This is a genomic window from Vibrio sp. V31_P5A7T61 (genome assembly GCF_009904895.1).
GTDB classification, from domain to species: Bacteria; Pseudomonadota; Gammaproteobacteria; order Enterobacterales; family Vibrionaceae; genus Vibrio; species Vibrio metschnikovii.
The window spans coordinates 18,531-37,582 of the sequence record NZ_WXWI01000052.1; the positions used below are offsets into that span (position 1 = coordinate 18,531).

The 19,052-nt window shown below is 42.5% G+C and carries 19 protein-coding genes; 10 read left to right on the forward strand and 9 right to left on the reverse strand.

All coding sequences use genetic code 11. The features are described 5' to 3' along the window. Window positions 1–86 precede the first annotated feature (86 nt). Window positions 87–1,751: an asparagine synthase B gene (gene asnB / locus CAG58_RS11520; RefSeq protein ID WP_154168705.1), complete on the forward strand. Its 1,665-nt coding sequence runs from the start codon at window positions 87–89 to the stop codon at window positions 1,749–1,751. 84 nt (window positions 1,752–1,835) lie between these two features. Here the strand turns inward: asnB and rfaH are convergent, their stop codons facing one another. Further along, complete coding sequence (gene rfaH, locus CAG58_RS11525; RefSeq protein WP_154168708.1) at window positions 1,836–2,345, reverse strand: transcription/translation regulatory transformer protein RfaH; 510 nt, start codon at window positions 2,343–2,345, stop codon at window positions 1,836–1,838. A 415-nt stretch (window positions 2,346–2,760) separates the two neighbouring features. Further along, entirely contained in the window at window positions 2,761–2,949 is a 189-nt protein-coding gene (locus CAG58_RS11530; RefSeq protein ID WP_161429608.1) for a hypothetical protein, read from the reverse strand. A 137-nt stretch (window positions 2,950–3,086) separates the two neighbouring features. Between CAG58_RS11530 and dtpA the strand changes: the two genes are divergently transcribed. Then, entirely contained in the window at window positions 3,087–4,574 is a 1,488-nt protein-coding gene (gene dtpA / locus CAG58_RS11535; protein ID WP_161426048.1) for a dipeptide/tripeptide permease DtpA, read from the forward strand. Window positions 4,575–4,758: 184 nt separating this feature from the next. Here the strand turns inward: dtpA and hemH are convergent, their stop codons facing one another. From hemH to htpG, 3 genes are all read right to left on the reverse strand, one after another. Further along, window positions 4,759–5,721: a ferrochelatase gene (gene hemH / locus CAG58_RS11540; RefSeq protein WP_161426049.1), complete on the reverse strand. Its 963-nt coding sequence runs from the start codon at window positions 5,719–5,721 to the stop codon at window positions 4,759–4,761. A 134-nt stretch (window positions 5,722–5,855) separates the two neighbouring features. Beyond that, window positions 5,856–6,500, reverse strand: a complete 645-nt coding sequence (gene adk, locus CAG58_RS11545) for an adenylate kinase (protein WP_161426050.1) — start codon at window positions 6,498–6,500, stop codon at window positions 5,856–5,858. A 437-nt stretch (window positions 6,501–6,937) separates the two neighbouring features. Continuing rightward, the gene (gene htpG, locus CAG58_RS11550) at window positions 6,938–8,842 is read right to left on the reverse strand and encodes a molecular chaperone HtpG (protein ID WP_161425165.1); all 1,905 of its coding nucleotides are present in this window, start codon (window positions 8,840–8,842) and stop codon (window positions 6,938–6,940) included. A 401-nt stretch (window positions 8,843–9,243) separates the two neighbouring features. Here htpG and CAG58_RS11555 point away from each other — a divergent pair, with 401 nt between their 5' ends. The 3 genes from CAG58_RS11555 to CAG58_RS11565 are packed head-to-tail and all read left to right on the forward strand — an operon-like array spanning window position 9,244 to window position 10,955. Then, on the forward strand, window positions 9,244–10,101 hold the full coding sequence (locus tag CAG58_RS11555) for a winged helix-turn-helix domain-containing protein (protein ID WP_161425166.1): 858 nt from the start codon (window positions 9,244–9,246) through the stop codon (window positions 10,099–10,101). Window positions 10,102–10,110: 9 nt separating this feature from the next. Beyond that, window positions 10,111–10,641 (forward strand): regulatory protein ToxS, encoded by a 531-nt coding sequence (locus CAG58_RS11560; RefSeq protein WP_158144112.1) that lies wholly within the window; start codon window positions 10,111–10,113, stop codon window positions 10,639–10,641. Window positions 10,642–10,679: 38 nt separating this feature from the next. Continuing rightward, window positions 10,680–10,955, forward strand: a complete 276-nt coding sequence (locus CAG58_RS11565) for a SelT/SelW/SelH family protein (RefSeq protein ID WP_154168720.1) — start codon at window positions 10,680–10,682, stop codon at window positions 10,953–10,955. A gap of 32 nt (window positions 10,956–10,987) precedes the next feature. Here CAG58_RS11565 and yfcE read toward each other — a convergent pair whose 3' ends face one another. Beyond that, window positions 10,988–11,539 (reverse strand): phosphodiesterase, encoded by a 552-nt coding sequence (gene yfcE, locus CAG58_RS11570; RefSeq protein WP_154168722.1) that lies wholly within the window; start codon window positions 11,537–11,539, stop codon window positions 10,988–10,990. Window positions 11,540–11,816: 277 nt separating this feature from the next. Here yfcE and CAG58_RS11575 point away from each other — a divergent pair, with 277 nt between their 5' ends. The 5 genes from CAG58_RS11575 (at window position 11,817) to CAG58_RS11595 (ending at window position 16,593) form a co-directional block, all read left to right on the forward strand. Further along, complete coding sequence (locus CAG58_RS11575) at window positions 11,817–12,728, forward strand: TIGR01777 family oxidoreductase (RefSeq protein ID WP_161425167.1); 912 nt, start codon at window positions 11,817–11,819, stop codon at window positions 12,726–12,728. An 11-nt stretch (window positions 12,729–12,739) separates the two neighbouring features. Then, entirely contained in the window at window positions 12,740–13,567 is an 828-nt protein-coding gene (locus tag CAG58_RS11580; RefSeq protein WP_161425168.1) for an SDR family oxidoreductase, read from the forward strand. Window positions 13,568–14,087: 520 nt separating this feature from the next. Then, window positions 14,088–14,942, forward strand: a complete 855-nt coding sequence (locus CAG58_RS11585; RefSeq protein WP_154168728.1) for a co-chaperone YbbN — start codon at window positions 14,088–14,090, stop codon at window positions 14,940–14,942. Between the two features lie 256 nt (window positions 14,943–15,198). Beyond that, a complete protein-coding gene (locus CAG58_RS11590) occupies window positions 15,199–16,122 on the forward strand; it encodes an SPFH domain-containing protein (RefSeq protein WP_004395700.1) in 924 nt (307 codons plus the stop codon). A gap of 3 nt (window positions 16,123–16,125) precedes the next feature. Then, a complete protein-coding gene (locus CAG58_RS11595) occupies window positions 16,126–16,593 on the forward strand; it encodes an NfeD family protein (protein ID WP_161425169.1) in 468 nt (155 codons plus the stop codon). A 130-nt stretch (window positions 16,594–16,723) separates the two neighbouring features. Here CAG58_RS11595 and cueR read toward each other — a convergent pair whose 3' ends face one another. The 3 genes from cueR to CAG58_RS11610 all read right to left on the reverse strand — a co-directional run bounded on the left by cueR (window position 16,724) and on the right by CAG58_RS11610 (window position 18,876). Beyond that, on the reverse strand, window positions 16,724–17,140 hold the full coding sequence (gene cueR / locus CAG58_RS11600; protein ID WP_161425172.1) for a Cu(I)-responsive transcriptional regulator: 417 nt from the start codon (window positions 17,138–17,140) through the stop codon (window positions 16,724–16,726). Between the two features lie 11 nt (window positions 17,141–17,151). Continuing rightward, window positions 17,152–17,787 carry a YccT family protein gene (locus CAG58_RS11605; protein WP_161425170.1) on the reverse strand — a complete coding sequence of 212 codons (636 nt, stop codon included), beginning with the start codon at window positions 17,785–17,787 and terminating at the stop codon, window positions 17,152–17,154. 66 nt (window positions 17,788–17,853) lie between these two features. Next, complete coding sequence (locus CAG58_RS11610; RefSeq protein WP_158144119.1) at window positions 17,854–18,876, reverse strand: porin; 1,023 nt, start codon at window positions 18,874–18,876, stop codon at window positions 17,854–17,856. Window positions 18,877–19,052: the final 176 nt, after the last annotated feature.

Here is a 19,052-nt window from a genome sequence, read left to right on the forward strand (position 1 = left end):
TATTTAAACAAAGAAGTGTTGCCTTTTTTAACCAAAATGGCAGATTAAAGTCATCTGATTAAACATCATCTAATTAAGGAAGCGGTATGTGTTCTATCTTTGGTATCTTAGACATCAAAAGCGACGCCAGTGCATTACGGACAATTGCCTTAGAAATGTCTAAAAAACTACGTCATCGTGGTCCCGACTGGTCTGGTATTTACACCTCTGAGCGCGCTATTCTTGCCCATGAGCGCTTAGCGATTGTCGGTCTCAACAGCGGTGCTCAACCGCTCTACAGCCCTGATAAAAAACTTATCTTGGCCGTTAATGGTGAAATTTATAACCACAAAGAAATTCGTGCCCGCTATCAAGATACATACGACTTTCAAACCGATTCCGATTGTGAAGTTATTTTGGCCCTCTACCAAGATAAAGGCGCCGAGTTACTCGAAGAGCTCAATGGTATCTTTGCTTTTGCTCTTTATGACCAAGAAAAAGATCAATTCCTAATTGGCCGCGACCATATTGGCATCATCCCGCTCTATCAAGGTCACGATGAGCATGGCAACTACTATGTCGCCTCAGAAATGAAAGCATTGGTACCCGTTTGTAAATCGATCAGTGAATTCCCCCCTGGCAGTTACTTTAGTTCAACCGATCCAGAACCTTACCGCTATTACCTACGCGATTGGACTGAATATGATGCTGTAAAAGATAACTTATCGAGTAAAGAAGAACTCACGGAAGCGTTAGAAGCGGCGGTCAAACGCCAGTTAATGACCGATGTACCTTATGGCGTATTATTATCTGGCGGGTTAGATTCTTCTATCACCTCAGCCATTGCCAAACGTTACGCCGCGATGCGCATTGAAGATGATGAACAATCGGCTGCGTGGTGGCCTCAACTGCACTCGTTTGCCATTGGTCTAGAAGGCGCACCTGATTTAAAAGCCGCTCGTGAAGTGGCTGAAAAAATCGGCACAATACATCATGAAATGACCTATACCATTCAAGAAGGGCTGGATGCCATTCGCGATGTGATTTATCACATCGAAACTTATGATGTGACGACCATTCGCGCTTCAACACCGATGTTTTTACTCGGACGAAAAATTAAAGCGATGGGCATAAAAATGGTCCTATCGGGTGAAGGCGCTGACGAAATATTTGGCGGGTATCTTTACTTTCATAAAGCGCCGAATGCGCAAGAGTTTCATGAAGAAACCGTCCGTAAGCTGCTCGCATTAAACCTATTTGATTGTGCTCGAGCGAATAAATCACTCGCGGCGTGGGGCGTTGAAGGACGAGTACCGTTCTTGGATAAAGAGTTTATTGATGTCGCGATGCGTCTCAACCCCGCCGACAAAATGTGTGGTAATGGTAAGATGGAAAAACACATCTTACGCGAATGCTTTCAAGACTATTTACCGGATTCCATTGCTTGGCGTCAAAAAGAGCAATTTTCCGATGGCGTCGGCTATAACTGGATAGACACCCTGAAATCAACCGCAGAAGCGAAAATCAGCGATCAACAGATGGCAACGGCTAAATTCCGTTTCCCGTACAATACACCAACAACCAAAGAAGGCTATGTGTATCGAGAAATCTTTGAAGAGCTGTTCCCATTGGAGTCTGCTGCACGCTGCGTACCTGGTGGCCCATCCGTCGCCTGCTCATCCGCCAAAGCTGTAGAATGGGATGAGTCTTTCAAAAACTGCATTGACCCTTCAGGTCGAGCCGTGAAAGCCGTACATAATGAAGCTTATTAATAACGTTCGATATAAATAATCAAGGCGCCTCTATGGCGCCTTGAGTTTTTCTACTTAATCATCCAACGTTCTCGACGACGCAGCTCAATTGTCTAAGCAATGCTTAAGATCCAAATCTTTATTATCAATACTGATCACCACCGGCTGATTGATCATCTGCACCAACATCATAGAACGCGCGTCACCATCAGGTTCTTGATATAAAGCCCGAATACCACAAAACTGACCGCCTTTGACTTCTATCTCTTGTCCTACCGCAGGTAACCCCAGTTGCTCGTGATCGGGTAGATATTCCAGTTTTTTTAGCTCAGTGACTAATGCTTCCGATAATTCTTTAGGTTCAGGGCCAAAACGAACAAAATCGACAACGCCACGTGTTGAACGGACCGTCGTAAACGTTGGTCCTTGCTTATAATCAAAACACACGAAAATATAAGACGGGAAAACGGGCTCTTGTACTTTTTTTCTTTTACCACGAAGAATTTTCTCAACTTCCATTTGCGGATAAAAACATTCAACCCCTTGATTTTCAAGATGGCTCTTTGCCCTTGCTTGTTCACCTCGCTTACAATAAAGCAGATACCAACCTTTCATAATCTTAGCCAACCTTCTTATTATGCTTTTATTTACGCCACTTATGTATCGGGCAATAGCGAAAGTATACCTAAACTACTTGAAGTGGGAAGAGGATAAACCCTCCGATCATTAATAGGGCTCGAAGCTGGTATTGATTAGATGCCATCCCGTCACTTTATGCAGATAATCGTTTACTCAGCGCGGCTTAACAACAAACAACAGCAATAATTACTCCCACAATCCATCCACGCCCAAAATGTAACCAAATATGAAAACTTAGTTTTCACTCAATATCAAGAGTTAAAAAAATTAGAAATATTTTATTTTTCAAAACATTAGATTTTTAGCGATTTCTTTGTTTTCATTTCGTATCTTGCAGCACTATACACTTAACGGTATACGTATCGGTCAACGAAACAAATTATTACTAAATTTATAACCCAAACGACTGGATGTTTAACGTCAACAACTGAGGTTCGATAGTGACTTCCGTTGCTATACCCAAACGACTTGGAGTTGCAGATAGACGGCAAGTGAGTTCATCCCCATGAGCATAGACAAACGATGTGATTGGGTGAACGAACGTAACCAACACCGCTGCAGCGTCAAGTAGAAAGGGCATACAAGCTTCCGTCGCTATTCGGGAATAACAATAATTACATTAATAATCTCTGCGCTACCCCCCTTACAGATAGGGTTAACCATAACTATCTGTAAGGGGGGTAAGACAAACAGAGAGGCACTTACAGGAAGAGCGGTATGTCTGACTTGAATATATTCAAGCAACCTAAATCATTTTATTTGATTTTTTCAATTGAGTTTTGGGAGCGATTTGGCTTCTACGGAATGCAAGCGATTTTGACGGTATATATGGTCAAAATCTTAGGTATGAGTGAGTCAACTTCATTTGTTCTATTTGGTGCATTCTCTGCTTTAGTTTATGGATTTGTTGCCGCTGGTGGCTGGATTGGCGATAAGATTATTGGTACAAAGCGTGCAATCACGCTTGGTGCAATCATCTTAATGGTCGGTTATCTGTTATTAGGTTTATCGACAACGGATGGCCATTGGGGAGGACCAACGCTGATTTATATTGCGATGGGATTCATCACTGTTGGTAATGGTTTATTTAAAGCCAATCCATCAAGTTTGCTCTCCAAGGTTTATGCCGATAACGATCCTCGACTCGATGGTGCCTTTACGATGTACTATATGGCCATCAACCTTGGCTCGTTCTTTTCGATGATCATCACCCCGATAGTCGCTGAACGTGCGGGATATGGTATGGCATTTGGTGTTAGTGCAATTGGCCTAGCGATCACGGTAGTCAACTTTATGATGTGCTTAAAAATGCTCAAAAAAGTTGGTTCACCTGCCGATCTCAAACCCGTCAATCGTCGTTCATTAATGGTGGTTATCCTAGGCTCTGTACTCGCTAGCTTTATTTCTAGTTATCTCTTACAAAACCTGTTCTTAGCTCATATGATTTTGGTCATAGCCGGCTTAACCATTCTGGGTTGCTATTTTAAAGAAACTTTTTCAATGACTGGCTTAGAACGTAAAAAAATGCTCGTCGCCTTTGCTCTTATGCTGCAAGGCGTGGTTTTTTTCGTGCTCTACTTCCAGATGCCGACTTCATTAAACTTTTTTGCTATTCATAACGTTAGCCCAAGCCTATTCGGTTTCCAAGTTGAACCAGAACAGTTCCAAGCTCTTAACCCATTCTGGATCATGCTAGCAAGTCCGATACTGGCGATGTTATACGGTAAGTTAGGTGAGCGTTTAGCGATGCCGTTTAAATTTGCCATTGGCATGGGATTATGCGCGCTTTCTTTCTTGGTACTTTCTTGGTCGACAAGTTTTGCGAATACCCAAGGGATCATCAGTTCAAACTGGTTAGTCATGAGCTATCTATTCCAGTCGATCGGTGAATTATTGGTATCAGGACTTGGCTTGGCGATGGTGGCACAACTAGTCCCACAACGTATGATGGGTTTTGCTATGGGTATGTGGTTTTTAACCTCAGCTGCAGCAGCTGTTGCAGCAGGATGGGTAGCTAGCTTAACCTCTGTCCCTGAACACATTACCACAGCGCAAGAATCACTGGCTATTTACGGTGACGTGTTTGGAAAAATTGGTTATGTCACAGCAGGTATCACTATCTTAACCTTTTTAATCGCGCCAATGCTGAGCAAAATTTGTCAAAGCACTACCGAGATTGAAACACTAACTCCCGTTGAAGCATAAATCGGTTAATCGATACCGCCTCTCTTTGCTGTAGAGGTCACCTTCATTTAAAAAAGCCAAACATCACCGTTTGGCTTTTTTATTATTTGCTGCAGCATTAACGATTTTTTCGATCCAACAACAGCACGGCTTTGGTTGCATTGTTAACCACCTGCGGAAACATTATCACAGTAAGATAACGGCCCTAATAACGAGCCTGGATTAAATCAACCATCATCTCAATGTGTAGATCAGAATCATTAAGGCAAGCAATATAGTTAAAAGCTTCACCTCCAGCCTCAAGAAAAAGATGTTTATTCTCTTCGCTAATTTCTTCCAACGTTTCTAAGCAATCAACCGAAAATGCGGGGCAAAGAATATCGATCTTTTTCATCCCCTGCGAAGGTAAAGCCTGCATAGTTTTATCGGTGTAGGGCTGTAACCACTCTTCTTTACCGAACTGCGATTGGTAAGTCATCATGACTTGTTGATCACTCAAACCTAATTCTTGTGCGAGTAGATGGGTCGTTTGTTGACAGTGCTGAGGGTAAATATCGCCATTATCAGCATAACGTTTAGGTATGCCATGATAAGAACAAATCAATACATCACCTTGCCCTTTTTCACTCCACGAACTGCGAACTTTGTCCGCTAAAGCACGAATGTATAACGGATGGTCATGATAATCGGTAATAAAATCGATTTCCGGTATAACCCTTTGCGTTTTCATTGCTTTGGCTAAACCATCAAACACCGCTGCTGTCGTAGTTGCTGAATATTGTGGATAAAGCGGTAACACTATTATTTTTTCAACGCCTTGATCTCGTAACGCTTGCACACCACTCAGTAAACTTGGGTTTCCATACGTCATTCCTAGTTCAACCGGATAATCAAGGCGCTGTTGAAGTTTCTCTTGTTGCCGCTTTGAATAAACCAATAACGGCGATCCTTCATCCATCCAAACCGATTGATACAACTTAGCGACTCGAGGAGAGCGTAACGGTAAAATGACACCATGGAGCAGCGGACACCATATCCAACGCGTCAAATCAACCACACGATGATCATGTAAAAACTGACTTAAAAATCGTTTGACGGCTTTAGGCGTCGGTTCATCTGGCGTGCCTAAATTAGCCAGCAATACACCAAGTTTTTTTTTCGTTTGCATAACTTCCATTGATTCAGTCCACAGAGAATAGTAAGTACGTCACAACAACCAAAAAGTTTAAAAAAAGCGACCGTCAAGGTCGCTTTTATGATCAATGCGTTAGTTAACCTAAACAAATTGAAAAATAGGTGACATTATGCCAACGCTTTTTCAATATCAGCACTAACATCAGCAACTTGCTTGGTACCATCAAATTTTAAATATTGAGTATGTCCAGCCGCCGCTTCTTTGCCGTAGTATTCGATCAAAGGTGCTGTTTGGTCATGATAAACACTTAGGCGAGCACGTACAGTCTCTTCTTTATCATCATCACGCACTACTAAATCTTCACCCGTAACATCATCTTTACCAGCGACTTTAGGTGGATTATAGATAGCATGATAAGTACGACCAGAAGGAAGATGTGCTCGACGACCAGCCATACGCTCAACAATCACGTCATCAGCAACATCAAATTCAATCACATAATCCACGTTTATTCCCATCGCTTTAAGACCATCAGCTTGCGGAATTGTGCGAGGAAAACCATCCAGTAAAAAACCTTTTTCACAATCAGCTTGAGCGATACGCTCTTTAATCAGACCTAGAATAATGTCATCAGAAACAAGCTGACCAGCGTCAATCACTGATTTCGCTTTTTTACCAAGCTCAGTGCCCGCTTTGATAGCAGCACGTAGCATATCACCAGTAGAAATTTGTGGAATACCATATTTTTCCATGATGAATTGAGCCTGTGTGCCTTTACCTGCACCCGGAGCGCCGAGAAGAATGATGCGCATGTTTAATCCTCTTTTGAAAATTGTGTTATACCCTTTCTACTTAAAGCTGCAGCGGTGTTGGCTACGTTCGTTACCCCAATCACATCGTTTGCCTATGCTCATGGTGATTCACTCACTTGCCGCCTACCTGCAACTTCAAGTCGTTTGGGTATATACCGAAGCTCACAGCCTAACGGAATTGAGAGACGGTAAGTTTCGGTATAATAAGATAAAAACTGGTCATAAAAGTATGAGACCACACAAGATGGCCAAATCATTTAAGCGAGTGATTCTAACATAAAATCCACCAAAAAGAGCAGAGTAAGACTAAAGAATCACGCCACTTCATAGTACGAACAGAATAAATGTATCGCCCTGAATACTGGCTGAAGTAGACAGCCTCATAAAAACCAAACTCGCACGATGGCGAGTTTGATTTTATCGTGTAAAAAATAGGGTTATGCGTGAGTTAATAACTCATTGACCGCTTTAACATACTGAGTCGGATCTTCCATTGCTCCGCGCTCAGCCAGCATCGCTTGGCCTAATAAGACTTCCACCCATTGACCAAACGCTTGCTCATCGGCTTCATCAGCCATGCGTTTGACCATGCTATGCTCTGGGTTGATCTCAAAAATATACTTCACTTCCGGTACGGCTTGCCCCGCAGCGGCTAATAATTTAGCCATTTGCGTACCCATTTCGCCATCATCAGTCACCACGACAGCAGGCGTTGAAGCAAGCTTAAAGGTAGTACGAACGTCTTTCACTCTTGAACCTAAGTAAGTTTTGATACGCTCAACTACCGTTTGAAACTCTTGCTCCGTTTCTTTGTGTTTCTCTTTCTCAGCTTCATCGTCAAACTTGCTCAAATCCAAACCAGCTTTGGTAATAGATTGGAAAGATTTACCATCAAATTCGGTTAAGTAGTTCATCAACCACTCATCAATTCGATCGTACATCAGAATAACTTCAATGCCTTTGGCCTTGAATTGCTCCAAGTGAGGGCTGTTTTTCGCTGCCAGATAGCTATCCGCCGTCAAGTAGTAAATCACCTCTTGACCTTCTTTCATTCGCTCAACATACGCTGCTAAGCTCACGTTTTGTTGTGCGGACTCTTCATGAGTTGAAGCAAAACGCAACAATCCCGCGATTTTTTCACGATTAGCAAAATCCTCAGCAGGCCCCTCTTTCATCACGAGACCAAACTCTTTCCAAAACGTTTGGTACTTATCACTGTCGTTGGTGGCAAGGCGCTCAAGCATGGTCAACACACGCTTAGTACAAGCGTTACGTAACGATTGAGTGACTTTATTATCTTGCAAGATTTCTCGCGAGACGTTGAGCGGTAAATCGTTGGAGTCGATTAATCCACGAACAAAACGCAGGTAAGATGGCATGAACTGCTCAGCATCATCCATGATAAAGACACGTTGTACGTACAGTTTTAAGCCATGTTTGTGGTCACGATTGTACATATCCCAAGGTGCTTTAGCCGGAATATACAGTAAGCTGGTATAATCGTTTTTCCCTTCAACTTTGTTATGGCTCCAAGTCAACGGGTCGGCAAAATCATGGGAGACATGCTTGTAAAACTCTTGATACTCCTCATCACTGACGTCAGACTTAGAGCGAGTCCATAGGGCTTGAGCCTTGTTAATTTGTTCCCACTTAACTTCTCCCGTCTCTTTCCCTTCCTCATCACGTACCGACGTTTGAATGTAAACTGGAATGCCAATATGATCAGAGTATTTAGAGATAATTTCTCGTAAACGCCACTCAGATAAGAACTCTTTCCCCTCGTCACGCATGTGCAAAACAATATCGGTACCACGAGAAGCTTTCTCTATCGTTTCAATCGTATACTCACCTTCTCCTTGTGAGTGCCATTGTACCGCTTGATCAGCCGCCAATCCTGCTGCGCGAGTCCGCACTGTCACTGCATCAGCGACGATAAACGCAGAGTAGAAACCAACACCAAACTGGCCGATTAATTGTGAGTCTTTAGACTGCTCTTGAGAAAGTTTAGAGAAGAACTCTGCCGTGCCTGATTTCGCAATAGTACCCAAATGCTCAATCACATCTTCACGACTCATACCGATACCGTTGTCTGAAATGGTCAACGTATTGGCTTTAGCATCAAACGACAGTTTGACGCCTAATTCTGCATCACCTTGATACCAATCAGGGTTGGATAACGCTTGGAAACGCAGTTTATCGGCCGCATCAGAGGCGTTAGAAATCAACTCGCGTAGGAAGATCTCTTTGTTGGAGTATAAAGAATGAATCATCAAATGAAGCAATTGCTTTACTTCAGATTGAAAACCACGTGTTTCTTTGTTGTTGGTTGTCGTCTCGCTCATTTTAGCTCCGTAACATCATATCAAACCCTATCCATCACACTAAAATGGGTAGGAAGAACATAGATTTGCTATTAACATGTGGCTTGGCAATGTAAATTCAAGGTCAAAAAACATAAAAACACTGTTTTTTGGATTTTTTTTGATTATCCTCTACTGGTTTTAGGTTTCACCCTTAAAAATTTCGATCAGGTTAATGAAAAAAGTCTGTCATTGATACCACTCAAAACTGTTAGCACGATGAGTTCGCAGTGATAAACAACAGTAAAAGATTGTTGTTTCATCGATGATGAGCGTGTTGCTGACGACAAATATGATCGAATAATACCAAACTAGGGCAGTAAAACCCCAAGCGCGACAGAACTTGGCCATTTTGAGTAACAACCATTAAAAAGAAGAACTCAATGAGCAATTTAGCTAGCAAATTCATTCTTGCCAATCGGTTTATTTTTGACTCGACATCAAACTTATTGGTCGATCAAACCGGAGAAGAAGAGACGCGTCTCGGCAGCAATGAGAGTCGTATTCTCTCTATGTTTGTTCAACATCCTAACCAAATTATTTCTCGTGATGACTTACATAATTATGTATGGCGAGAACAAGGCTTTGAAGTCGATGATTCCAGCTTGACTCAAGCAATTTCTACGCTAAGAAAAATGCTTAAGGACTCAACAAAACTCCCGTTGTTCATTAAAACGGTGCCCAAACGTGGTTATCAGTTTATTGCTAGCGTTGAGCCAATTGTTCCACCCGAACCGGTCATTGCTGAGCCAGAGATCGCGTTAGAAAATAGCGCCACTAACCAAGACGAGAGCGCCTTTTCAGGAGAGAGGCATACTGATCTCACAGGCAAATCTAACAATACATTCATGAGCACCAAAGATGCGGTTTCTGCGAAACGCTTATCGGATCTTCGCTCATTGGTGATGTTAGTGTGTGCCATCTTATTACCGATCATGGTACTGTTTTTTAGTTCACCGTCTTCTTCACAATTTCGTCAACTGGCCGTGGTCAATGATGTCGTGATCAGCGCGCCCATCAATCACCCAGACCTGAGCACATGGCTACCTTTAATCAAATCGTGCATCAAAAAGCATCACTCGATGCGCTCTAATGATATGATCCTAAAAGAAGTGATCGCGACGGGTGGTGATAATGGTCAACTGATCCTGAACTATATTCACTTACCTCAATTTTCTGGGGAAAATATTACTTTGCGGATCTTTGCTAACCCAGATGACACCGATAAAGTGTGCCAGTAAGGAACAACGATGACCAAACAAATCTCTGCATTTTTATTGCTTATCTCAACGGTTGTCAGTAGTTGGATCTATTGGACGAATGAAACGAAGTTAGACAATGTGTTGATGTCACGTGAGTGGCAATCAAGAATGATCACTTTAATCGAAACCACTCAACCCAATAACGCAGTGGGACCTCTGCATCGCGTTGACGTCTCTTCAAACGTAAAATATCTGCCAAATGGCACTTACCTGCGGGTTTCAAGAGTCAAATTATATTCTATTGAACCTTCATCAACCGACCGACCAGATAATATCATTAATATTTCTGAGTCTGGGGAGTGGAGCATCAGTGATAACTACCTTCTCGTATCACCGACGGAATTTAAAGATATCTCATCGTCTTACAGTAAAGATTTTACGCCTAAGCAACTACAGTTAATCACTCAACTGTTTAAGATGGACGCTCAACAGAGCCGAAGGATTGATATCATTAATAAGAAAACCTTACTACTCACTAGCTTGAGCCATGGTTCAACGGTACTGTTTGGTAATGGATAGTCACCACTTCTACATCATGAGTTGCCCATTAGTTGCCTATGAACAAAGTAAACATTGATATTTATTATTGCCGGCAATGCCAGTGGATGTTGAGAGCGTCTTGGCTAAGCCAAGAGCTCTTGCAGACATTCAGTGAAGAGATTGACATGGTCTCTTTACATCCCGATACCGGTGGACGTTTTGAGATCTTTTGCAACCAACACTCAATTTGGGAACGAAAAAGGGATAATGGCTTCCCAGAAGCCAAAATATTGAAACAACGGGTACGAGACATTATCGATCCACAACGCGATCTCGGTCATATTGACCGCTAACGAATAGCGCTCAACATGACTTAGAAAAAATATTATTGTGAAAGATCAAGCGATGCTAAGGTTTCTCCCTCAAAGCCATAGACAGTGAAACAAAAGCCGTCTAAGACAGCAAAACTGGCGACGGCCTGAGATCGGGGAAACGTCACCGAACCAGGGTTTAATACAAAATGATTACCGCATCGCTCTGCTCGTACAAGATGAGTATGACCATGAACAACAATGTCACCTATCGATAAAGGCGGCAGAGTCTGCTCATCATAGAGATGGCCATGAGTAAGAAACAATCGCTGTCCTGAGGGCAATAATACCCACGCAAAGTCACTCATGATTGGAAAATCCAATAACATTTGATCCACTTCGCTATCGCAATTCCCCCGCACCGCAATAATTTGTTTAGCGTAGTCATTTAATTTTTCGGCTACCGCGGGAGGGTTATACCCTTCAGGAATAGGGTTTCTCGGACCGTGATTTAATAAATCACCCAATAAAATCAGCGTATTCGCTCCAGACTGGGTAAATTGCTGTAACATTTTTTCGGCTGCAGGCAAAGCACCATGTAAGTCTGAAGCAAAGAACAGTTTCATTATCTCTCCCCTCTCTCAAATCCGGTCGTCCATAGCGACAAACATAACATCCTCTGTCAATGTCGACTCGTCAATGGTGACGGCCTATTGAGTGTGTAAAGAATTTTATTGTACGTTTTTTCATAACCTACGTCATCTTCGTCAATCTTTGTATTGAGAGTGACACTTCCTCCACGGAATGACCACAGACAAGAGAAAAGCTTGAACACCAAGAGAGATACACATAAGCTGATTAAGCGTTTGTTTGCTTAATACATTACCCATGCAAGGAGGCAAAATGAACATTTTTATCACTGGTGCCACTGGTTTAATTGGTCGTGAGCTGATCAAACAATTAATCACTCACGATATCGTCATCCTCACACGAGATATCGCTAAGGCACAGCGCAAACTTGCCCACGCTAACACTAAGATCTCGTTCATTAGTGATATTAATCAATTGCATGATCTTAATCGCTTCGATGCGGTAATTAATTTAGCAGGAGAACCCATCGCCGATAAACGCTGGACTGACAAACAAAAACAGCGTATTTGCCAAAGTCGTTGGCAGTTGACCGAGCAGTTGGTTGAATTGATCCATGCGAGTACCACTCCACCAACTCTTTTTCTTAGTGGCTCTGCAGTGGGGTATTATGGCGATCAACACGAACATCCCTTCGACGAAAGTTTGCAAGTGCAAAGCCAACAATTTTCTCATCACATCTGTGCCGTTTGGGAACAAACAGCGATGCGCGCCCAATCATCCAGAACGCGAGTTTGCTTGATGCGAACAGGAATCGTCTTATCGCCTGAAGGCGGTGCATTAAAGAAAATGCTCCCTCCCTATCGCCTAGGATTAGGTGGGCCGATTGGCCGTGGTACCCAGTATATGCCATGGATCCATATTAGTGATATGGTACGGGCAATCATTTTTCTGTTGGAAACCGAACATGCTCAAGGCGCTTTCAATATGTGTGCTCCACACCCCGTTACCAATACGGTCTTTAGTCAAACTCTCGCCGCGAGCCTCCGAAAGCCTCATTTATTAACCACTCCACGATGGGCGATCAAACTGCTGCTTGGTGAGGCGAGCGAATTACTGTTTGATAGCTTGCGTGCGAAACCAAAGAAATTGACAGAGTTAGGCTTTAAATTTAATTTTTCACGACTTGAACCGGCGTTAAAACAGCTATTATCACATCACCATTAATTGGATTCATTATGACTCGCTCGATCCTCATCACAGGTTGCTCAACAGGTATTGGCTATATGGCAGCTCTAGCGCTGAAACAACGTGGCTATCATGTCATTGCTTCTTGCCGGCACATCGATGATGTCAAGCGCTTACAGCAAGAAGGGGTTACTTGTATTCAGTTGGATCTCAGCGATGAACAGAGTATTCATCAGGGAGTAAAAGCAGCACTCGAGCTTTCAAATCATCAACTTTACGCTCTATTCAATAATGGCGCTTATGGGCAACCTGGCGCGCTAGAAGACCTATCAACTGCGGCATTACGCGCTCAATTTGAAACCAATTTTTTTGGCTGGCATACATTAACAACCTTATTGCTTCCGCACTTTCGTCAACAAGGGCATGGACGAATCATTCAAAACAGCTCCATTTTAGGCTTTGCTGCGATGAAGTATCGTGGCGCTTACAATGCGTCTAAATTTGCGATTGAAGGATGGACAGATACGTTGCGTTTAGAGCTCCAAGCGAGCAATATTCATATTAGTTTGCTTGAACCAGGACCGATTAACACTGAGTTTCGAGCTAATGCATTAACCGCCTTTAAACGCTGGATCAATATTGAACATTCTCTTCACCACCAAGCTTATCAGACTCAGTTAGCCCGCTTGGAAAATGCACAATCAAACCATCCTTTTGCTCTGTCTGCTGAAGCGTGTTTAGCGCCGATATTGCATGCTTTAGAAGCCAAACACCCCAAGCTTCGCTACCGAGTGACCGTACCAACGAAAGTGTTTGCACTCTTGAAAAGACTCTTACCTGGGCGAGTATTAGATAAATTACTCAGCAAAGCGGCTTAGCTGTCATTGATTCGTCATATTGGTTTGCCATACTGATCATGCTCAGGTGATATCACGAAATAAGATATCAATCATGGTACAACACCAAACACTGAGTATACCCAAACAACTTGGAGTTGCAGGTAGGCGGCAAGTGAGTGAGTCCCCATGTGCATAGATAGACTCTATGATTGGGGTGAACGAACGTAGCCAACACCACTGCTGCTTCAAGTAGGAAGGGTTTATTCTTCTAAATATATCCTAGGTGATAGGCTGATACCCTCTGCTGCTATCATCCAAGGAAGGCATTGAGTATGACCCAAATGACATTAAATCAATGGAATTGGCTCGGTGTCACGATTGTTTTGGCACTGCTGATCCTTTTTTAGCACCTTTGTTTGCTTTGACAGAAAAACCACTTCGGTGGTTTTTTTATGCGTGAGTGAAAAACACTTTCTCTTTCAAGTCATCAATCAGCCTTGAGTTTTGCTTTTTTATCCCCCATTTGTGTAACAATGCCTCAATGCAATAAGGAATGATCATGCACCCAATTCATCATAGTGATGTGTCTCAACACAATTTTCAGGAAATATTGGCCAACTCGGCTCAGCAACCCGTGCTGTTTTACTTTTGGGCCCCCATCAGTGATGAAAGTGCTCAACTACTTCCTGAATTGCAACAACTCGCTCAGCAATACGCGGGTGCCTTTCAATTAGCGACGTTAAATTGTCAACAAGAGCAAGCTCTCGCTGCTCAGTTTGGTATTCAGGCATTACCAACCATTGCATTATTTATTAATGGTCAGCCGGTGGATGGATTAGGTGGGCCGCAACCACTCAGTGCCATCATCGATATGCTCGATAAACACTTACCTAGCCAAGAAGAGCGTACCGTTCAAACGGCATTACAACTCGTTAAACAGCAAGACTATACTCAGGCGTTACCGTTACTCCTTGAACTCAGTGAAACATGGAAAAATCAAGGTGAGGTTAAACTCGCATTAGCAGACTGTTTTATTGCTACTCGTCGTTTTTCCGAAGCAAAAACGCTGTTGGATAACATTCCGTTGCAATATCAGCAAAGCGATTACAAACGTTTATTGGCACAAATTGAATTGTATGAACAAGCAGCAGAAAGCCCAGCCATAAAAGAATTAGAAGCGGCGTTAGCGCAAAATAGTAACAACGCGACGATGGCTAATGAATTAGCCTCTCAGTACCATCAAGTACAACGAGATGAAGAGGCTCTTGAACTACTCTGGCGCTTTCTAAAAGATGATCTAACGCTATTAGATGGCGAAATGAAAAAAACGTTTATGGATATTTTAAGCGCATTAGGTCAGGGGAATCCCATCGCCGCCCGTTATCGCCGACAACTTTACTCTCAGCTCTATTAATCTCCAACTGACTCACAACGCTATCTTAGCTAAAAGGTAGCGTTGAATTAGTGATGTGGTTTCTCTCTTTTGTCCCATGTATTACCCCTCAATTTTTCCCCTGTCATATTCAACGATAAATTCTCATTAGCCCTCAGTTTTTCATGCTGATGATTGCCTATTCAGGCATTCTGATACACAATGATTTTTGGATTTTTTATTGGTACCTAAACAACGTAAAGCGTTGTCATAAGGTCTATTACTCAAAGGGAACGTCATGGCTATTGATTCATTGATTACAATCGGCGTGTTTGTCTTCGTCGCCATTGTATTTATTATGTCGGCAGTAAAAACCGTCACTCAAGGTAATAACTGGACGGTAGAACGTTTCGGTCGTTACACCCACACACTCCGCCCCGGCTTAAACATCATTGTTCCATTTGTTGATAAAGTTGGAAGCCGTATCAATATGATGGAACGGGTGCTTGATATTCCGGCGCAAGAGGTGATCAGCAAAGACAATGCCAGCGTTGTCATCGATGCCGTCTGTTTTGTGCAAGTCATTGACGCTGCGAAAGCCGCTTATGAAGTGACGGATTTGGAACACGCCATTCGTAATTTAACATTAACCAATATGCGTACAGTGCTTGGCTCAATGGAGCTGGATGAAATGCTCAGTCAACGGGATATGATCAACACAAAATTACTAACCATCCTTGACCAAGCGACCAATCCTTGGGGCGTAAAAATCACTCGTATTGAAATCAAAGACGTTCAACCCCCTGCCGATCTGACGGCTGCGATGAATGCACAGATGAAAGCCGAGCGGAATAAACGCGCAGAAGTCTTGGAGGCGGAAGGGGTTCGCCAAGCACAAATTTTACGTGCTGAAGGCCAAAAACAGTCCGAGATCCTTAAAGCCGAAGGTGATAAGCAAGCAGCAATTTTACAAGCAGAGGCTCGTGAACGCGCCGCAGAAGCGGAAGCTAAGGCCACTAGCATGGTTTCTGAAGCCATTGCTAAAGGGGATATGCAAGCCGTTAACTATTTTATTGCTCAAGGCTATACCGACGCTTTAAAATCTATTGGCCAAGCAGAAAACAGCAAAATCATTATGCTGCCACTTGAAGCAACGGGCTTGATGGGGTCTATTGCTGGGGTCGCAGAAATGTTCAAACATTCAGCAGATAAAAAGGGATAACGCTTGATTGAATGGCTCGCTCAATTTAATTATTGGCATTGGTTAGCCTTAGGGCTAGCCTTATTAGCGATTGAACTGTTAGGAACGGCAGGCTACTTCTTATGGCTTGGTCTGTCTGCTCTTTTGGTTGGTCTGATTATGCTGCTCATCCCCATGGGATGGCAGTTGCAGTGGATGGCGTTTGCCAGCTTTGTACTATTAACAACTTGGCTCTGGTGGCGTCGCCAATTTAAATCGGATCGATATGACGATGCTCAACGCTCGCTAAATCAGAAAGAGAAACAGTTAATTGGACGGCGACTACTGCTCACTGAACCCGTAAAAGCGCAAGTCGTCACTCGATTACAACTGGGGGATAGCACGTGGTCAGCGATCAGTGATCAAGATATCGCTGCTGAATCTATGGTAGAGGTTATCGGGCTTGATGGGATTACGCTTAAAATTAAACCTTATCAACCTCTAGAAAAGTAAGCTCCTGCCTTGAGTGAGAGCGAAGGATAGCTCTCACTCACTCTATGAATGTATGATTAAGGTAAATCTACGTAATCAACGCTGCTGTAGCTTCAAGTCAAGAAGTAAACAGTAGAAAAACGATGAGAATCTATCGGCCCTTATCGTCTACATCTTTACAACACCCCTTCAACTCTTCAATGATCGGACAATCATGCCCTTCATCACCGGGGCAAGATGCAATCCACTCTTCAAGCTGCTGCTTAATCAAGGTGAGTTCGTTCAGTTTACTCGAGACTTCCTGCAACTTTTCTTGTGCTCGCGCACGCACTGCTGCGCGCGTGCGCTGTGGATCATTGGCCAGTGTGAGCATGGCTTTACACTCATCCAAACTAAAACCGACTCGCCGACAGCGAGCAATTAATAACAAATCATCGATATGCTGTGGTGTGTAAGTTCGGTAACCACTTGTAGATCGTAATGGCACAGTGATCAAACCTTTTTCTTCATATAAACGAATCGATTTGACACTTAATCCTGTTAATTTAGCAATTTGGCTGATATTCATCATATTTTTAATTATTGGCTTACTGCCCAAGAAAGAAACGCTTTTTTCTCTTCATCGGACAATTTAAGCTGAGAAAAATGAACTTTCAATTGCTCTACCTTAGATGTTTCAACATTATATTGATAGCCTTCAGTTCCGTGTGGCGTATTTTGTACTGATTGTTTACGCAAACTGACAGCAGCAACACTATTAGATTGATTAAACCTAACTAGTTCTTTTTCATAATCTCTAAACAAGCCCATTCCACGGCTTAGTAGTACATCTTGAGTATACTCGACTTTTCCTTGTTGACTAATGACAGTCACACCAGGATTGCGATCAAACTCCTTTGACATAGTTTCATCTCTGATATTAATACTGGGTTGGACTAATAACTGAGAATTATTCGCTACTATTTTTACTACTATAGCAGGCGATTTGTATTTATTTTTATTTCCTCCCATATGAATCACTTTTTCTGCTCGAAATACCAACTGATTGATGCCATCACCTAACGTCACCTGAGGCGTATGACCAAAACTTCCGGTTAACTCTTCACCGTTAATGGCCAACAATTGTAAATCCCTATCGATATTTACTATTACATCAGCTTGAGCTGTGTAGGCAAGCATCAATACTAATAAACTCAAACTAGTTTTTTTTATCATACTCTTTACCTCAAAATAATAATGGCGAGCTATTTAAGCTCGCCAATCTATACCATTACATACGGCTTAGAAGTAATACTCTACACCAGCAAGGAATCGGGTTTGATCGTGTTCTTTATCACTACCTAGCAAGTCATAATTACGCACATCAAAATATAATACTGCCGAAGGATCTAACACGTATAGAGCACGAGCAGTGATAGCTTGGCTTTCGTTAGCTTGTTTTACACTGCCCCATTTTGCGTCAGTTGTCGCAGCATAACCAACTTTATATAACCACTCTGGTGTCGCCCAATAAGAGAGTGTTGCCGAAAACGCATCTTGTTTACGATTCACATCGTTGACTTCATTGGTCATATGCTTCCAAGCGGCGGTTAAACTTAATTTATCAGTAAAAGTATAATTACCACCGATTAAGTAATAGGCCTCTTGTGACTTGGTAGCACCCTTGGTAATTTCACTACCTAAGTAAGCACCACCATGCAATCCAAAACCATCACCGTTATAAGCTAAAGCAAAACTGACTACTGCATCATCGGTTGAACTTTCCATTTTGCTCACTGAAACTGAGTATTTAAAGCCACTTAAATCAGCAGAATCGAAGCGTACCACATGGTTAGCACGATCTTGATAGCTAGCACCGATACCATTGTGCCAATCAAATACGTTACCTAAGCCAGGGTTAGAGTGAGGCCAGTCTACGTAATCATAAATAGATACTAATTGACGACCAACTTTAATTGTACCAACACCGTGAAAATCAAAGCCTAAGAAGGTATCTCTTCCGCCAAAACTACCTTCTCCATCAGCATTTCCACCGCCATTGCCTGCATTGCCAGTTTCAATTTGCCATACAAAGTCAGGAGAGAAATTATTAAATGACTGCGTACCACGCAAACCAATTCTAGATTCTATTTCAACACCAATTGTATCATCTTTAGCACTATCACGTTTATTTTCATAATAAAGGTTACCAGCTGCTTGACCGTAAATTTGAACATTATCCGTCAGTTGAGCTGCGTGAACTGCACCGATTGAAGCTAGAGCAACCGCTGCACCTAAAAGAGTACGTTTAAACATTTTGTCCATGGAAAACTCCTAAAAATGGATATAGCTGTTTTTATGTTTTCCCCCAAAAGTTGGCCGCCGAAGGGAGAAAGCTTTTCCTTGTATGAGAATAAGTACTATCTCTCATCACTATCTGCATACACATTGTGTATCCATGCATTAAGACTATCTGGATAGGGTAAAACATCAATCAGATC

Excerpts from the sequence above, each read along its gene's own strand:
- asnB (WP_154168705.1), top strand. The coding sequence starts at position 87 with ATGTGTTCTATCTTTGGTATCTTAGACATCAAAAGCGACGCCAGTGCA.
- rfaH (WP_154168708.1), bottom strand. The coding sequence starts at position 2,345 with ATGAAAGGTTGGTATCTGCTTTATTGTAAGCGAGGTGAACAAGCAAGG.
- CAG58_RS11530 (WP_161429608.1), bottom strand. The coding sequence starts at position 2,949 with ATGCCCTTTCTACTTGACGCTGCAGCGGTGTTGGTTACGTTCGTTCAC.
- dtpA (WP_161426048.1), top strand. The coding sequence starts at position 3,087 with ATGTCTGACTTGAATATATTCAAGCAACCTAAATCATTTTATTTGATT.
- hemH (WP_161426049.1), bottom strand. The coding sequence starts at position 5,721 with ATGCAAACGAAAAAAAAACTTGGTGTATTGCTGGCTAATTTAGGCACG.
- adk (WP_161426050.1), bottom strand. The coding sequence starts at position 6,500 with ATGCGCATCATTCTTCTCGGCGCTCCGGGTGCAGGTAAAGGCACACAG.
- htpG (WP_161425165.1), bottom strand. The coding sequence starts at position 8,842 with ATGAGCGAGACGACAACCAACAACAAAGAAACACGTGGTTTTCAATCT.
- CAG58_RS11555 (WP_161425166.1), top strand. The coding sequence starts at position 9,244 with ATGAGCAATTTAGCTAGCAAATTCATTCTTGCCAATCGGTTTATTTTT.
- CAG58_RS11560 (WP_158144112.1), top strand. The coding sequence starts at position 10,111 with ATGACCAAACAAATCTCTGCATTTTTATTGCTTATCTCAACGGTTGTC.
- CAG58_RS11565 (WP_154168720.1), top strand. The coding sequence starts at position 10,680 with ATGAACAAAGTAAACATTGATATTTATTATTGCCGGCAATGCCAGTGG.
- yfcE (WP_154168722.1), bottom strand. The coding sequence starts at position 11,539 with ATGAAACTGTTCTTTGCTTCAGACTTACATGGTGCTTTGCCTGCAGCC.
- CAG58_RS11575 (WP_161425167.1), top strand. The coding sequence starts at position 11,817 with ATGAACATTTTTATCACTGGTGCCACTGGTTTAATTGGTCGTGAGCTG.
- CAG58_RS11580 (WP_161425168.1), top strand. The coding sequence starts at position 12,740 with ATGACTCGCTCGATCCTCATCACAGGTTGCTCAACAGGTATTGGCTAT.
- CAG58_RS11585 (WP_154168728.1), top strand. The coding sequence starts at position 14,088 with ATGCACCCAATTCATCATAGTGATGTGTCTCAACACAATTTTCAGGAA.
- CAG58_RS11590 (WP_004395700.1), top strand. The coding sequence starts at position 15,199 with ATGGCTATTGATTCATTGATTACAATCGGCGTGTTTGTCTTCGTCGCC.
- cueR (WP_161425172.1), bottom strand. The coding sequence starts at position 17,140 with ATGAATATCAGCCAAATTGCTAAATTAACAGGATTAAGTGTCAAATCG.
- CAG58_RS11605 (WP_161425170.1), bottom strand. The coding sequence starts at position 17,787 with ATGATAAAAAAAACTAGTTTGAGTTTATTAGTATTGATGCTTGCCTAC.
- CAG58_RS11610 (WP_158144119.1), bottom strand. The coding sequence starts at position 18,876 with ATGGACAAAATGTTTAAACGTACTCTTTTAGGTGCAGCGGTTGCTCTA.